This window comes from Candidatus Hydrogenedentota bacterium (genome assembly GCA_019637335.1).
In the GTDB taxonomy this organism is placed as follows: Bacteria; Hydrogenedentota; Hydrogenedentia; order Hydrogenedentales; family JAEUWI01; genus JAEUWI01.
Window position 1 is genome coordinate 142,717 of record JAHBVV010000014.1, and the last position, 15,392, is coordinate 158,108.

Consider the following 15,392-nt stretch of genomic DNA (forward strand, 5'->3'; position numbering starts at 1 on the left):
GCGGGCCAGCGGCGCATTGCTACAGCATCTCTCCGCAGTGCATGCAGTATTTCGCTTCGAGCGCGTGGAATTCGCCGCCACAGGAGGGGCACGCGCGCACGCTGCGGTTTCGGGCCTGGCGTTCGGTGGCGCGGGCCAGCTCCACGCTTACGATGCCGGTGGGCACCGCGATAATGCCGTAGCCCAGTAGCATGATGGCCGTCGCGACCGCCTGCCCGAGCGGCGTAATGGGGGAGATATCGCCGTAGCCGACAGTCGTCAGGGTGACGATGGCCCAGTAAATGCTCTTGGGAATGCTGGTATAGCCGCTTGCCTCGCCCTCGATAACATACATGAGCGAGCCGGCGATCGTGGCCAGCGTGATGACCGCGAAGAGGAAGATGGCGATTTTCCGGCGGCTCTCGTGAAGCGCGACCATGAGGAGATCGGCCTCGCCGACGTATTGCATGATCTTGAGCACGCGAAAGACGCGCAGGACGCGTACGAGCCGAATCACCAGGAGGTAGTGGCTGCCGGGTACCAGCAGGCTGACGTAGGTGGGCAGAATGGCGAGGAGGTCCACGATACCGAAGAAGCTGCGGGCGTAGCGGGCCGGCTTTTCGATGCAGATCAGCCGCAGGATGTATTCGATCGTGAAGACGATCGTGAAGACCCACTCCGCAATGTGGAACTCATGCGCGAAAACGGCGTTGTAGGACTTCACGCTGTCGAGCATGACCGTAATGACACTGAGGACGATCAGCGCGATGAGCACGACATCAAACAACTTGCCGGATGCGGTGTCGGCCTCGAAGATGATCACGCGCAGCCGGTGCTGGAAGCGCCTGAAGGGCGATTGGATTTCGTTTTCGCTCATGGTCCACAATCCGGGCTCGTGTAAGACGCGTTGCGACGCCGTACGGGCTCCGCGCGAAGAATCTACACCATTCACCCCAAAGCTATTCGGCCCCGCGCCGTCACCAAACGGACTGCATTATGCAAAAGGCCCCGGCCCTCCGCAAATCCCTTCTCCGATGGTTTCGTGAAGAGGCCCGCGATCTGCCCTGGCGCAAGACCCGGGATCCGTATCACGTGTGGCTCTCGGAGGTCCTGTTGCAACAGACCCGGGTGGATCAGGGACTCCCGTACTACGAGCGCTTCCTGGCGGCCATGCCGGCGCTGGAGGATCTCGCGCGCGCGAGCGAAGACGAGGTGCTGAAGTTGTGGGAAGGGCTCGGGTACTACACCCGCGCGCGCAACCTGCACAAGGCCGCGCGGCAGGTGCTGGACCAGTATGGCGGGCGGCTTCCCGAGAAGGCCGAGCTGCTTCAATTGCTGCCGGGCGTCGGCAAGTACACGGCGGGGGCGATCGCCAGCATCGCGTTTGGCGAGCGGGCGCCCGTGGTGGATGGGAACGTGAAGCGCGTGCTGAGCCGGGTGTTCAATATTGCCCAGCCGATTGACGACGCGGCGGTCGACCGGAAATTGTGGGGGCTGGCGGAGGCGCTTGTTCCGGAGTCGGACCCGGGCGACTTCAACCAGGCGATGATGGAGCTGGGCGCGCGCATCTGCACGCCCAAGAAGCCCGATTGCGGCTCCTGCCCGATCGCATCCGAGTGCGAGGCTTTTGCGCGCGGCGTCCAGGAGAAGCGGCCGGTGCGGAAACCCCGGAAGACGGTTCCGCACAAGGAAATCGTGGTGGCGGTCATTGCCGAGGATGGGCGCTATCTCATTGGCAAGCGCCCGCCGGAGGGGATGCTCGCGGGGCTGTGGGAATTCCCCGGCGGGAAGGTTGAGGCCGGCGAGAGCCACCAGGACGCGCTTGTGCGGGAGTGCCGGGAGGAGCTCGGCGTGGAGGTGAAGGCCGGCGGCATGATCGCCACGCTTAATCACGCCTACACGCACCTGAAGGTGACGCTGAACGTGTACCGGTGCGTGATTCTTTCGGGGAAGCCGCGCGCGCGCACCCACAGCGAGTTGATGTGGGTGCGCCCGGACGCGTTTGACGAATACGCGTTTCCGAAGGCGAACCACAAGTTCCTGGGGCTTCTGCGCTGAGGCTTTGCGGCGCGTTTGCAATATCGGCGCCATTGATCGGGGAGACGGCTGGACCCGGATCACAGCCGTCTATCCGATTCGCGGCTTCGGCGCGAGACGGGCGGGCCGCCCGCGCTCCCATTGGTCCGCACTTCCGTTGTGGCGCAGGTTTGTGTCGTCGAGAAATCAAGCCCACTTCATTCCGCTGAAGTGTTACGATCAATCCACCCTCTGAATCCCGGGAAGCGCCCGTTTCTCCGGCCAATCAGTCCCGGCCGCCGAGATATCCCACCGCGTCCAGGGCCTCCAGATCGCTCTCGCTTAACGCGGCGCCTTCGACGACTCCGGCGGGGGATCGGGGCTGCGACTCTTCCAGCAGGCTTCGCAGCCGTTCGGCGCGATCCGGATCGGCGCCCGATCGGTCGTCCAGCTCGCCGGGGTCCGCGTCCAGATCAAACAGCCAGTGGCGGCCGCCCGCGCTGTCCTCGATCCAGACCGCGCCTTCATGCACGATCGCCCGCTGATCCACGCCCAGCGACGCCCACGGCCCGCGCGTGAACGAGAGCGCCGCTCCCCCGGGCGATTCCCGCGACGCCACGCCCAGGCGGCCCCACAAATCCTGGAGCACGGTCAGCACGGACACCCGCTCGGCGTGCTCCGCGGGGCCGGCGAAGGGCGCATCGATGATCAACGGCACGCGGATTTGCTCCTGGTGCAGCGTCACGCCGTGGCCCATGCCGCCGCGCTCCCAGAACTCTTCCCCGTGATCGGAAAGCACCACGAAGACCGTGTTCGGTTCCACCGCGCGGATGCCGCGCACCAGCGTCTCGACCGCGCGGTCCGCGGCCAGGCACTCCAGGTCGTACCGGTGGCGCACGGCCTCCTTACCCGCTTCGGATAGATCGGGTATCGTGTGCGCCGGCTGAAGCCCGATCGCGGTCTGAACCTGATCCAGATAGTAGGCCATAAACCGCGCGTCATCGTCGATAAGCGCCTGGTCGTACGCCGGGAGATCCGGCATCGGCCCCAGCGCGCCGGCCACGGCGGGATCGGGCCGGTAGGGCGCATGGGGATCCATATAGTGCGCATACAGGAAGAACGGCGGGTCCAGCGACGGCAGCGCCGCAATCGCGGCCGACGTCACCGCCTCCGCGGGCGCCCCGTTGTGAAAGTGGTAGTGGCCCGCTTCGTATCCCTGGGCGAAACCCAGCGCGGGCGCCAGGTTGGCGTTGGTCTGAAAGGCCCAGGTCGTATACCCCGCCGACGTGAAGCGCTCCGCGAGGGTCGTCCACGACTCCGCCAAGCGGTCGCTTGTGGGGCGCTCGGGATCCTCCAATCGCGCGCTGTACACGATCCCGTGCGCATAGGGATACACGCCCGTGATTATCGAGGCAAGCGCCGGCTTCGTCCAGCTCGACGGGCTTATCGCGTTGGGGTACCACGCGCTTTCCCGGGCCATCCCCGAAAGAAACGGCATCACCGGGCGGCCATGGCGCACCGCGTGAACACGGTCCGCCCGCAACGTGTCGATGAGGATAAACACCACGTTGGGGCGCGTGTTCGACGTGGCCGCGGCTGGGGGATCGGCCGCGCCGCCACACCCGGCGAGAAGCACAACGAGCAGCGGCATCAGCACCGCCGCGCGCACGCCCCCGCGTGGTATACCTCGCGTCACATACATCCCTTCGCGCCCGATCGCGCCTTGAATCCATCCGCCCGCCCCGGTAGGATGCCCGAGTTACGGGATCCGATACAAGCACGGGAGAGCGACACCATGCCAACGACATCTTTTTCGCGGCGCGCCTTTCTGCAGGCCGCCGCCGCATCCGCCATGACGGCCACCGCGGTGGCGCGGCCCGCGGATGTGCGCCCGGGCAGCCCGAACATCCTGCTCATTCTCGTCGATGATCTGGGCAATGGCGACCTCGAATCCCATGGCGCCCCCGATATGAAGACGCCCCACCTCAACGCGCTCATGGAAGCGGGCGTGCGCCTGGACAACTTCTATGCGAACTGTCCCGTGTGCTCGCCGACCCGGGCCGCCCTCCTGAGCGGACGTTATCCGGATCTCGCGGGCGTCCCCGGCGTCATTCGCACCCATTGGGACAATTCCTGGGGCTACCTCCGGGAGGACATCGACCTGTTGCCGGCCGTGCTGCGCCGCGCGGGTTACCACACCGCCATGGTCGGCAAGTGGCACCTCGGCCTCGAAGCGCCCAACCGGCCCTGGGAGCGCGGCTTCGACCACTTCCAGGGCTTCCTCGGCGACATGATGGACGACTACTACAACCACCGGCGTCACGGGATCCACTACATGCGCAAGAACGAGCGCGCGGTCTTCCCCGAGGGCCACTCCACGGACATCTTCAGCGATTGGGCCGCCGACTACATCCGCTATCAGGCCGAGGCCGAAGCGCCCTTCTTCCTGTACCTCGCCTACAACGCACCCCACACCCCCATCGAGCCGCCCGACGAGTGGCTGGCCCGCGTCAAGGCGCGCGAGCCCGGCATTGCCGATGATCGCGCCGCGCTGGTGGCGCTGATCGAACACATGGACGATGGGATTGGCCGCACCGTGCAGGCCCTGAAGGATACCGGCCAGTACGACGACACGATGATCATCTTCTGCTCCGACAACGGCGGCCAGGCCAGCGCCGGCGGAACCAACGGCCCCGTGCGCGGCGCGAAACAGGACATGTACGAGGGCGGCATCAAGGTCCCCGGCTGCGTCAGCTGGCCCGCGCGCATCGCGCCCGCGCAACGGCGCGACGACCCCGTAATGACCATGGATTTCTACCCCACTCTGTGCGGCCTGGCCGGCGTGCCCTTCGATCCCCGCGCCGACGGCGTCGATCTGGCGCCGGCGCTCTGGGGCGACGGCGGCGTCGACCCCGACCGCACCATGATCTGGATGCGGCGCGAGGGCGGGCAGTACGGCGGCCAGGATTACTACGCCATCCGCCGGGGCCCGTGGAAACTTGTTCAGAACAGCCCCTTCGAGACCTTCGAGCTCTTCAACCTCGCCGAAGATCCGAAGGAGGCCGCGCCCGTCTCGGGCAACCACCCCATGCGCGCCGAACTCGCCCGCGCGCTACGGGAACATGTGCTGCGCGCCGGATCGGTCCCGTGGCAACGTCCACCGGGCATATAGCGCCGCGCCGCCGTCAGCGGGAGGCCGCCTCCCGAACGCGAAGCAGCATCCCGGCCCCGCGATCCGCCACCTGCTCCAGCCAGGCCGCCGCGGCAAGCCGGGTCCGCGTTGCCTCCGGGACCGGCCACGTCGCCGGACAGTAGATCCACGCCGCGCACCATTCCCGCGCGATGGCCTCGCGTTCCGCGTCGGGCGTCGCGGGATCGAAGAAGGTCTCCACCGCCCCGCGCACGCGCGCATGCGGAACCGTGGTGAGATTGAAGCTCCCGATTCCATAGACCACCGGGTTGCCGCGCCGCAGCGCGATCACGTCGCTTGCGGGCGCGGGCGCCAGCACGGTTCCGCCGCCGATCCGCTCCATCAGCGCGGCGTCGTCCACATGCATCACCTCCGTGTGGAGCGCCGGATACGGCCCCGCCGCGCCCGCCCGGCCAAGCGGCGACTGAAAAAACAGCAAAGCCACAGCAGCCGACAAGACGCCCATTCCGACGAGCGCGCCCCCGATCGCACGGCCCGCCGGCATCCGCCAGTGCGCCAGGCCCGCCGCCGCCGCCATGCACAGCGGCAGCCAGAGCAGCACCTGGATCCGTTGCGGGCCGAAGCGTAGAAACCACCCCTGGCCAAAGCCGCTGAGCGCGAGGGCGGTAAACCCGATCAGCGCGACCAGGATCCACGGCGGCGTTTCGTCGGGTTCGGTCGTCTCCCGCGCGCCCCGGCGCCGCCACGCCCACGCCGCCCCCGCCAGCGCGCCCAACAGCGCCGGATCGGAGATTGCGGCCGCGACGGATCCATCGCGCCCCGCCAGCAGGTTGCCGTGGTACGTCTGGTAGACCACATACCCGATTGCGTACGCCGCCAGATAGCCCATACCCGCACCCAACAACACACGCGTCCGCGCCGGGGCCACGCGCCAGCCCCGCGCGATTGCGGGCCACGCCGCCACCCAGTGCAACCCCGTCGCTATCACGAACGGCGAAAACCAGATCGCCATCGCGCCCGCGGTCTGGTGATTCTCGACCGTCGCGGGGTTCAGGCGCATCAGAAGCGCCGAACAAAGAACGCCGGCCGCCGCCGGGATCGCCCAGCGACCCAGTGCGCGCGCCGCGCGGGCGTCCAGCCGCGCCCCGGAAAACAGCACAAAAAGCGCCAGCAGCCCGAAGCTGAACACCGCGAAACGCGCATTCAGAAAACCCGCCACGCCAATCGCGGCCATCCACGCGGGCGACACCGTGCCGCCGCCACGCGCCGCCCGAAGCGCCGCCCCGAGACCGCCGAGACAGCCCGCGAGCGACAGGGTGTAGTAGAGCCGCGGGTAATAAAGCACCGGCGGGCCGTGCGCGCCTTCAAACAGGTCATACACCCCGAAGCGGAAGAACAGCGCATCGAAATCCGGGTGCGCGTGCAGGCCCGCGAGGCCGGAAAGGAGAAACAGCAGACCCCCGGGCCCGCCGCTAAGCGCAAACAGGACAAACGCCGCGTTCGCATGGCGCGGGATCGCCTCAATCAGAAAGCGGTGGACCGCCCAGAGGAGCGCCAGCGCGCCCAGCCCATTGGCGAGGGCGTAGTAAAAAAGCGCATCCCCCGGTAGCGCGCGAACGAGGGGGCCGAGAACGCCATACAGCCAGAGATGCGGCACGCTATAGTAGCGAAGCGACGAGTCCCCCTCCGGAGCCTGACACGCCGCATAATTGGAGTGAAAACCCGAGGGAAACATGTCCAGGCTGTGGAGAAAAAGTGCGCTGTCCGGGATGGTCAGCCCGGTGGGAACCGTAGCCTCCGGCGGCGCCAGCCGCGTTATCCCATAGAGCAGCGGCTGTGTCGCCGCAAGCCCCAGGATCAGCGCCCACGCCCAGCGCGGCGTCCGTCGCGCCGGCTCATGCATACGCCGCGCCTCCGGACACGAGCGTGCGCGTACACCTCCCCGGGGACCAATCGGGGCGGTTCAAATCCTCAATGCGATGGGCGATCACGATGGCGGCTCCGGCAGGGTCAAATCCCGCGCAGTATAGCACTCAACGGCCCGGTCCCGACCATGGTCAGCCGCCCTCTCCCAGCACCTTGACCGTGAAGCCCGCAGCGCGCCAGGCTTCGTGATCCAGGAGATTGCGGGTGTCATACAGTCTCTTCGCGCGCACCCGGCAGGCCACCTCGCCGATATCCAGGCTGCGGTACGCCGTGTGGTCCGTCAGCAACACGATGCAATCCGCGCCGTCGAAACATTCCGGCAGGGGCGGGCGGGGTACGGACGTCTCCTTGACGAACGGATCGTGCGCGGCGACCTCCACGCCCGCATCCATCAGGAGCTGGATCACGGCGAGGGCCGGGCTCTCTCGGGTATCGCCCACGTTCCCCTTGTAGGCCAGGCCGAGCGCCGCCACTTTCGGCCGCTCCACGCCCTGGATCAGCCCGCAGACGCCCGCGGCCACATGATGGGGCATGGCGTTGTTGCGATGCCGCGCAAGCCGGATCAGCGCGGTCTCCTCGGGAAAGCGGTCGACCAGGAACCAGGGGTCGACGGAAATGCAGTGCCCGCCGACGCCCGGCCCCGCCTGGTGCAGGTTCACGCGCGGGTGCCGGTTCGCCAGTCGCGCGACGTCACGGTAGCGAATGCCGAGCTGCTCGCAGAGCAATGCGGTTTCATTCGCCAGCGCAATGTTGACGTCGCGATAGGTGTTTTCGACGACCTTCACGGTCTCCGCGGTCGTCAGGTCCGTGAGAAAGATCTCGCCCTCGACGAAACTCGCGTAGAGGTCCCGCGCGGCCTCGGCGGAGGCGCGGTCAACGCCGCCGATAACGCGATCGTTGCTGATCAGCTCGCGCAGGATATGGCCCGGCAGGACGCGCTCGGGGCAGTGGGCCAGCCGGAAGTCCCGACCCGCGTTCAGGCCGGACCGTTCCAGGATCGGGATGAGGATATCGCGGCATGTTCCCGGCGGGCACGTGGATTCGAGGATGACGAGCGCCCCGGCGCGAAGACAGGGCGCAATCGCTTCCGCCGTGGCGATCACATGGCTCAGATCCGGCTTGTTGCCCGCCGCGAGCGGCGTGGGCGCCGCGATAATGTAGGCGTCGCAGGGTTCCGGCTGGAGTGATGCGCGCAAGTTTCCCGAGCCGATCGCCGCGCGAACGAGCGTGCGCAGGCCGGGCTCGTCGATGTGAATATTCCCGGCGTTGACGGTTTCCACGACGCGCGGATTGATATCGACGCCGAGAACCTGGAACCCGTTCGTCGCAAAAATGCCCGCGGCGGGCAGACCGATATACCCCAGCCCCATCACACAGATCCGGCTCACCCTGGGAGCCCTCCGGCCACGGCCGGCGCCGCGGCTCCCAGGCGCGATTCCAGGTGGTCCACGATCCGCGCGCTCGCCCTTCCATCGCCGAAGGGGTTGGGCGTCCGCGCGATCCGGGCGCGGGCCGCCGGATCTTCCAGCAGCCCGCGGGTTTCCGCGACGATCCGATCGCGCCGGGCTCCCACCAGCCGCGCGGTTCCCGCCTCGATAGCCTCCGGGCGCTCGGTCTCATCGCGCAGGACGAGCACCGGTTTGCCGAGCGCGGGCGCTTCCTCTTGAATGCCTCCCGAGTCGGTCAGGATCAACGTCGCCCGCTTCATCAGGTGCACGAAGGGGAGGTAAGGCAGCGGGGCGATGCAATGGATCCGCGGGATCCCCTTCAGGGCCGCCTCCACGGTCTCCCGCACGTTGGGGTTGGGGTGTACGGGGTAAACGATTTCCACATCGGGGTGATCCCGCGCGATGGCCCGGAGCGCGGCGCAGAGTTCGCGCAGCGGCGCGCCAAAACTCTCGCGCCGGTGCGCGGTGACGAGCAGGAGCCGCCGCTCGCGCCCCAGGGAATCCAGCAGCGGGTCCGTGAAGGTATACGGCCGCGCGGCGATGTCCAGCAAGGCGTCGATAACGGTATTGCCGGTCACGAGGATGTGTTCCTCCGGGAAACGGGCCTCAAGAAGGTTCTGCCGCGCGCGCTCCGTGGGCGCGTAGTGCCACGCGCAAAGGCGGTCCGCCAGCCGCCGGTTCATCTCCTCGGGAAAAGGGCGCTGGCGATCCGCCGTGCGAAGCCCCGCCTCCACATGGCCGGCCGGAATCTGGTGGTAGAAGGCGGCGAGCGCCGCGGAAACGGACGTCGCGGTATCGCCATGGACAAGCACCGCGTCCGGGCAGGCCTCCGCGAGGACCGTGTCCAGGCCCCGCAGCATGCCGGCTGCGGCCTGGCACAGGCTCTGGTCGTGCCGCATGATGTCCAGGTCGAAGTCCACGCCGATGCCGAAGAGTTGTATCGCCGAATCGAGAAGGCTTCGGTGCTGCGCGGTCGCGCAGACCAGTGTGGAGAAGCGGCCGGGGCGCGCGCGCAGTTCTCGAATGACCGGCGCCATCTTGATGGCCTCCGGGCGCGTTCCGACGACAACCAGTACCTTCATACGCACTCCCCGATCGCTGGCGGGGCGCGATGCGCGAGGCCCCGGACTTCCCGGTGGGTACGATAGCCGCTTGGCCGGTCCGGGTGCAAACCCGGGTTGGGGGGAACGCGCGGCGTCTTCCCATAAAGTAAAAAGGCGGGACGCCGGGGTGTCCCGGAGTCCCGCCCACATACATTCGCAAATGCCGCCGCGCGGCGGACTAGCCCTGGCGAATAACGACCTTGTCGCCGACGCGGAGCACGTGGTTCTTCTGCCAGTTGTTCCACTTGAAGAGGTCGCTGAGCTTGACGCCATAGCGCCGCGCGATGGTGGTGGGATTCTGGCCCTTGGCGACGGTGTGAACGATCTCGTTGCTGCTCTTGGCCGCCGGCTGCGCCTTCCCGGGCGCGCCGCCCTCGGTGGGGTGCACTGCGTAGGTCTGGCCAACGTGCAGCACGGACTTGGCCGTCAGGCCGTTCCACGCCAGGAAGTCGCTCACTTTAATCCCATACTTTTGCGCGATGATGCTGGCGCTTTCGCCCTTGCGCACGGTGTGCTTCCGCGGCAGGCTCGGCACATCCGCCGCCGTGCCCACGATGCCCTCGGAGCGCGCCTCCACGGGCTGTGCGGCGGGGGACGGCGCTCCCGAAGCCGCGACCACCAGCCGGTCGCCAACCTTGATGGTCGAACGGGCCCCCAGGTTGTTCCACGCGAGGAAATCCTTCAGGGAGACGTTGTAGTCACGCGCTATCTTCGCGGGATATTCGCCGGGACCAACCACATGGTATTCGGACTTTGCCAGTGTCGCGGCCGTCTCGGTGACAGGCGCGGGCGCGGGCGCGGGCGCCGCGGCGGTCTCCCCAACGACCAGCGATTCGCCGACCTTGATGCGGGCGCGGCGGCCCTTATCGTTCCAATTCTGCAGGTCGGTCACCGAAACGTTGTGCGCCTTGGCGATGTCGTAGAGGGTGTCTCCGGGCCGAACGGTATACGTCGACTTCACGCGCGGCGCGGGGGTTGCCGGGCCTGGCGTGTTTTTCGCGAGGGTGACGGTCTCGCGCGCCGGTTCCGGTGCGGGCGCCGGGGTGTCGGCGCCGCCGCGCGCGGTTGGCGCGGAACCGCCGCCCGGCAGCTTGAGGGTTTGGCCCGCGCGCAGGCTCCGCGCCGAGCGGATGTTGTTTATGCGCATGAGTTCCGACGCCGAGACGCCATGGGCGGTGGCGATCTGGGTGACGGTCTCCCCGCGCTTCACCTTGTGCGTGGACGTGGCATACTGCATCCTGGGGGCGTTCGTCATGACGGCCGCGAACTTGTCCCGGTCCGCGGCGGGCACGAGTACGTGATACGAGCCGCTGGGCGGGGTGGTCTCATTGAGCAGCGCGGGATTCAGCGCGGCCAGCGTGCCATTCGGGTAGCCCATCATCGCGTCGAGATCGCTGAGGGCGAAGAATCCGTTCACCGGATGCTGCAAAGTATCCTCGGGCGGCTGGACGTTCATTTTAAACCCGTAGCGCTCGGGAGACTGCGCCACCAGCAGCGTGGCGATAAAGCGCGGGTAGTATTTTTTGGTCTCGGTCTGGATGCGGTGCGCGGCCGGGGGCGTGTCGAGCAGCGCCCAGAGATCGCGCTGGCCGCCGTTGGATTCCATCGCGCGCTGGAGGCCGCCTTCACCCATGTTGTACGCCGTGATGGCAAGCGGCCAGCTGCCGTCAAAGTGATCGTGCAGCACCTTGAGGTACTTGATCGCCGCCTCCGTTGAACTCTGCCAATCGTAGCGCTCGTCCACATGGGAGTCGACCCGGAGCTTGAAGCGGCCCGCCGTCGGGCGCATGAACTGCCACATGCCGCCGGCTCCCGCGCGCGAGACTATCTTTGGCTGAAATCCGCTTTCAACGAGCGCCAGGTACGCGATGTCTTCGGGCAGCCCCTCCTCGCGGAAGCGCTTCTTGATGTGCGGCAGGTACTTGTGGCTCCGGTCGAGGAAGGTCTGGAAGTTCTTCGGGTAACCCGTCTGGATTTCCTCAATCTCCTGCAACACGCGCTCGGGCAGGGGGAAGGGGATCTCGAAGGCGGAGTAATCGCTCGGCGTGTAGGCGTCCGCATCCAGCGGGCTGTGCGGGCGCGGCTGGTACAGCCCCGCGTTCCGCGCGGACGTATTGAGAATGTTGCCAAACTCCTGGCGAAGCGCATAGAAAATCTTCGGATCCAGATCCGCTTCGGTCAGCAGTTCAAGCATCCGGACATACTGCCGCAGGGCCGCGTCCTCGTCGCCGGATTCCTGTGCCGCGTTGGCGGCCTGGAAGGCCTGATCGGCGTCGCGAAGGAGATCCGTTACGGTTCGGGGCGACACCGCGTCGAGGGTTTGGGCGCCCGCGGCCATCGGCGGAACCGGATCGAATTGCTCCACGTTGCGGGCGGATTGGCTGGTTGTGGCGCACCCGGAGAGGATGGTCAGGGTCATCGCGACAAGACACGCGGCGGCGGTTTTGAGGGTTTTCATAGAAGGCCGAATAGCTCCTTGGTTTCTTGACGGCGAGTTCGGTTTTCGTGATGCCCCGCCGCGATGGACGCGGCGTGCGCCGTACAGGTTTCCAACGAGGTTGCCGATGCCGCGATAAACTCCTTCCGCGTGGCAACCAAACTCCGGAGCGCGTTGCCCCGAAGGGCGCGGCGCCGTGAACTGTCCGTCAACGACAATTCTTCCAGAAAACAGGGTCTCAGACATTCGTGTCGGAGAAAACGCTAATTTACAACCCGGCGCTCCACTACGAAGAAGGGAACCTGTACGAACCCTCCCCTACGGCCGGGACTCCCGGCGGACTGAATCCGCCCTCGCACTCGGCTTAGTTTAGACTACATGTTGTGGGGTGTCAAGTTATTACTTCTTCATCTTGTATTGAATTTCGCACTTTCGCGGCGCAGACGATCTCAGGCCCGCGCGCGCCGAAATAAGACCACGCCCGCCGCCATGAATACCACGGTGGCGAACCAGGCCGCGGGCATCGGCGCGACAAGCCCGATGGTTCCCAGCCCGATCGAAACGATGTAGAGCATAACATAGGCGAGCCCCAGCGCGATACTTGCGCCAAAGCTGATGAAGGGTCCCCCGCGCCGGAGTTTGAGCGCGAAGGGAATCGCGAGCCATATGATCACGAAGCACATCAGGGGCCGCGAGAACTTGGTATGAAACGCGACCCAGCTCGAAGCGGCCGGCAGCCCCATCTCCTTCGCGCGCTGCAGGTCGCGGTACAGCACGGCGACGCTACGGGTCTCCGGCGGCTTGGAAAGCGCAAACAGCATCTCGGGCGACTCGTTGAACGGCGCCGGCTGCTGCGTGATCCGTTCGACGGTTCGCGCGGGCCCGTTGCCGCCGGCGCCGTGGCGCTCGGCGATGCGCCGTCCGTCCTCCAGTATCCACGCGTCCCGCTCGGGGTCCCAATAGATGCGGTTCGCCCGGATCTCCTCCATGCCGTCCTCGCTGAAGGCGTGGATGAATACGTTCTTGCCGGTGAGCGCCACCGGGTTAAACCGGAGGATGTGGCAGGTCCACTGGCGGTCCCCCAGGTTGGTCCAGCTCGGCCCGGTTCCGGGTTCCAGCTGGAATCGCTTGAAATATTCGCGCTCCACGCGGTTTGCCAGTTCCGCGCACCGCACGCCCAGGGTGTTCTCGAATACAAACACGGCCACCGCGAGCAGGGCCGCAATGGCGATGGGCATACGCGCGATGCGGCCGAGGCCGACGCCCCCCGCGCGCAGCGCCGTGATCTCGGAGTCCTGCGCCGCCCGCCCGAGCACCATCAGCGTGGCGACCAGGAGCGCCAGGGCGAGCGCCTGGAACTTGAACATGAAGTTCGGGGCCTGCGTCGCGTAGTACTGCACGACAACCGTCCAGGGAATGTCGTACCGTTCGATGTCGCTCTGCCGGGCGGTGAGCAGGTCGATGAGCACGTACAGAAAGACGAACGCGAGCAGCGTCTTGAAGAGGGTCGCGAGAAGCCGCTTCCCGAGGTAACGGTCGATTGCGGTCATATGCGGTCCACCCGCCAGATGAAGACGGCGCCCGCCGCCATGAGCACCAGGTTCGGAACTTGCGCGACGAGAATCGCGAGCGTGATGTTGGGCATGTAGATATCCTTGACCAGCGATCGGAGCACGAAGTAACCGGCGATGATGAGTACGCCGCTCGCGAAGGTGTAGGAACGCCCGGATCGCTGGGCCCGCGCCCCAACGGGGGCCGCGACGACGCTAACCGCCAGGCACATCAGGGGAAAGGAGAAACGATCCCCGATCTTCGTACGAAGGGTGTAAATGCTTTGCGAGGTCCGAAAGTTGTTGGTCTGCTGGTATTCCGCAATCAGACGCTGCTCTTCCGCGAGCATCCTTCGGAACGGCCACCCCTCCGCGGACTCGGCCCGCGCGAACGAATCAAGGCGCGGCAACGTGAGCGTCAGGGAGTTGACGCGCGTCGTCACGGTGTCGTCTTCTATACGCCGCACATCTTCCATCTCCAGGCGGGACACGCCGGCTTGCCGGAAGACGCGCGCGGAGCGCGCATAGAAGGCCTGGACGCCGTCCTGCTGATCCTGGAGCACGATCACATTGTGGAGGGTGCGGTCCGGCGTGCGGCGCTCGATGTAGACGCGCCAGTCTCCGTATTGGTGCATAACCCCGGTCGGCGCCGCGTCGAGGGTGACCCGGAGCGGCATCTCGCTGCCGATGAGCTGGTTGATTTGCCTGTAGGCCCAGGGCTGGCCCTGATCCAGGATGACGAAGCACACCACGCTGAGCGCCCCGCCCATGGCCACCACGGGGAGCACCAGCCGCCGCAAGGGCACGCCGGCCGCCTTCGCGGCAGTCAGCTCGCTGCTCTGCGCCATGCGCCCGAAGGTCATCATGATCCCCAGCAGGAAGGTCACGGGCAGAATGAATCCCGCCATCGTTGGCAGCGAATACACCGACAGGCGCGCGATGTCGAGCGGGGTGATCCGCGCGATTGGCAACGTATCGAGCAGGTTGCCGACGGCCTCGCCAATGGATCCGATCATGACAACGAAACTGATGACCACGGCGGCCATCAGCGCGGGGACCCAAATCTGGCGGAAGGTATAGCGGGTAAGAATGGTCAAAGGTAGCGGTCTTTCCGGGGGATTTGCCAACGCGAAGTATAGCGCAACCGCGGCGCGGGACTCATCCCGCCGGTCAGGGCAATCGCATTTAGACTCCCAGCCCAAGCCGAGCGGCATACGAACCCTTCAATGTTAGAACGGGCGCGAGTTGGATCGCTGTCTTGCGCCTGCGGCGCAATCTGCCGGCGGGCCGCCGGCGATGCCGGCGCTCCAAGCCGCTCACTTTCGTTGATTAAAGGTTCCAAATCGACCCAAGTTTTCACCCAAATGCCGCGATGGAGTTTAAATGGTTCGTCCGGTTTGAGCGTACGGGATTATTCATAAGCGTTTCTCCGTGTCCGAATTATCCGGAACCGCCCATGTATGCCGGTTGGGGCCTCAGTTGGTGAAATCGTATCGACTGCTCTTCCGGGCCCGAAGGGCCAGTGCAGCTCACAGCCCCGGGCAACGCCCGGGGAATACGGGGGCGCCACCTTCCCCGCCCTGAAAGGGCAGCGCAGTGGTGAGCCAGTCCAGCGTTTCTGAAGTTCAACTGCGCAGCCCTTTCAGGGCGTTTAAGAAACCCACCGCTCAAACCCTGGGCGTTGCCCCATAAGCGCTAACTTGTTTGCAATCCGCCGCAGGCCGCGTGCTATACTTCCCATCAGGAAGCGAGGACGGCCAATGATGGACGAAGATTGGAAGA

At 66.3% G+C, this 15,392-nt stretch carries 10 protein-coding genes; 2 read left to right on the forward strand and 8 right to left on the reverse strand.

The window, feature by feature from the left end:
- Positions 1-19: 19 nt before the first annotated feature.
- On the reverse strand, positions 20-856 hold the full coding sequence (locus KF886_15880; GenBank protein MBX3178834.1) for an ion transporter: 837 nt from the start codon (positions 854-856) through the stop codon (positions 20-22).
- Positions 857-975: 119 nt separating this feature from the next.
- Here KF886_15880 and mutY point away from each other — a divergent pair, with 119 nt between their 5' ends.
- Entirely contained in the window at positions 976-2,037 is a 1,062-nt protein-coding gene (mutY, locus tag KF886_15885) for an A/G-specific adenine glycosylase (GenBank protein MBX3178835.1), read from the forward strand.
- Positions 2,038-2,281: 244 nt separating this feature from the next.
- Here mutY and KF886_15890 read toward each other — a convergent pair whose 3' ends face one another.
- Positions 2,282-3,691 carry a sulfatase gene (locus tag KF886_15890; protein MBX3178836.1) on the reverse strand — a complete coding sequence of 470 codons (1,410 nt, stop codon included), beginning with the start codon at positions 3,689-3,691 and terminating at the stop codon, positions 2,282-2,284.
- A 156-nt stretch (positions 3,692-3,847) separates the two neighbouring features.
- Between KF886_15890 and KF886_15895 the strand changes: the two genes are divergently transcribed.
- Positions 3,848-5,167 (forward strand): sulfatase-like hydrolase/transferase, encoded by a 1,320-nt coding sequence (locus KF886_15895; GenBank protein ID MBX3178837.1) that lies wholly within the window; start codon positions 3,848-3,850, stop codon positions 5,165-5,167.
- 13 nt (positions 5,168-5,180) lie between these two features.
- Here KF886_15895 and KF886_15900 read toward each other — a convergent pair whose 3' ends face one another.
- The 6 genes from KF886_15900 to KF886_15925 all read right to left on the reverse strand — a co-directional run bounded on the left by KF886_15900 (position 5,181) and on the right by KF886_15925 (position 14,707).
- Complete coding sequence (locus KF886_15900; protein MBX3178838.1) at positions 5,181-7,049, reverse strand: hypothetical protein; 1,869 nt, start codon at positions 7,047-7,049, stop codon at positions 5,181-5,183.
- A 154-nt stretch (positions 7,050-7,203) separates the two neighbouring features.
- A complete protein-coding gene (locus KF886_15905; GenBank protein ID MBX3178839.1) occupies positions 7,204-8,442 on the reverse strand; it encodes a nucleotide sugar dehydrogenase in 1,239 nt (412 codons plus the stop codon).
- Positions 8,443-8,456: 14 nt separating this feature from the next.
- Positions 8,457-9,602 (reverse strand): UDP-N-acetylglucosamine 2-epimerase (non-hydrolyzing), encoded by a 1,146-nt coding sequence (gene wecB / locus KF886_15910; protein ID MBX3178840.1) that lies wholly within the window; start codon positions 9,600-9,602, stop codon positions 8,457-8,459.
- 199 nt (positions 9,603-9,801) lie between these two features.
- Positions 9,802-12,081 (reverse strand): LysM peptidoglycan-binding domain-containing protein, encoded by a 2,280-nt coding sequence (locus KF886_15915; protein ID MBX3178841.1) that lies wholly within the window; start codon positions 12,079-12,081, stop codon positions 9,802-9,804.
- Between the two features lie 428 nt (positions 12,082-12,509).
- Complete coding sequence (locus KF886_15920) at positions 12,510-13,610, reverse strand: LptF/LptG family permease (GenBank protein MBX3178842.1); 1,101 nt, start codon at positions 13,608-13,610, stop codon at positions 12,510-12,512.
- The gene (locus tag KF886_15925; GenBank protein ID MBX3178843.1) at positions 13,607-14,707 is read right to left on the reverse strand and encodes an LptF/LptG family permease; all 1,101 of its coding nucleotides are present in this window, start codon (positions 14,705-14,707) and stop codon (positions 13,607-13,609) included. The genes KF886_15920 and KF886_15925 overlap by 4 nt, the downstream gene beginning before the upstream one ends.
- Positions 14,708-15,392 lie beyond the last annotated feature (685 nt).

Bases quoted from the DNA above. Each gene is read 5' to 3' on its own strand.
- KF886_15880 (MBX3178834.1), bottom strand. From the start codon at position 856: ATGAGCGAAAACGAAATCCAATCGCCCTTCAGGCGCTTCCAGCACCGG.
- mutY (MBX3178835.1), top strand. From the start codon at position 976: ATGCAAAAGGCCCCGGCCCTCCGCAAATCCCTTCTCCGATGGTTTCGT.
- KF886_15895 (MBX3178837.1), top strand. From the start codon at position 3,848: ATGACGGCCACCGCGGTGGCGCGGCCCGCGGATGTGCGCCCGGGCAGC.
- KF886_15900 (MBX3178838.1), bottom strand. From the start codon at position 7,049: ATGCATGAGCCGGCGCGACGGACGCCGCGCTGGGCGTGGGCGCTGATC.
- KF886_15905 (MBX3178839.1), bottom strand. From the start codon at position 8,442: ATGGGGCTGGGGTATATCGGTCTGCCCGCCGCGGGCATTTTTGCGACG.
- wecB (MBX3178840.1), bottom strand. From the start codon at position 9,602: ATGAAGGTACTGGTTGTCGTCGGAACGCGCCCGGAGGCCATCAAGATG.
- KF886_15915 (MBX3178841.1), bottom strand. From the start codon at position 12,081: ATGAAAACCCTCAAAACCGCCGCCGCGTGTCTTGTCGCGATGACCCTG.
- KF886_15920 (MBX3178842.1), bottom strand. From the start codon at position 13,610: ATGACCGCAATCGACCGTTACCTCGGGAAGCGGCTTCTCGCGACCCTC.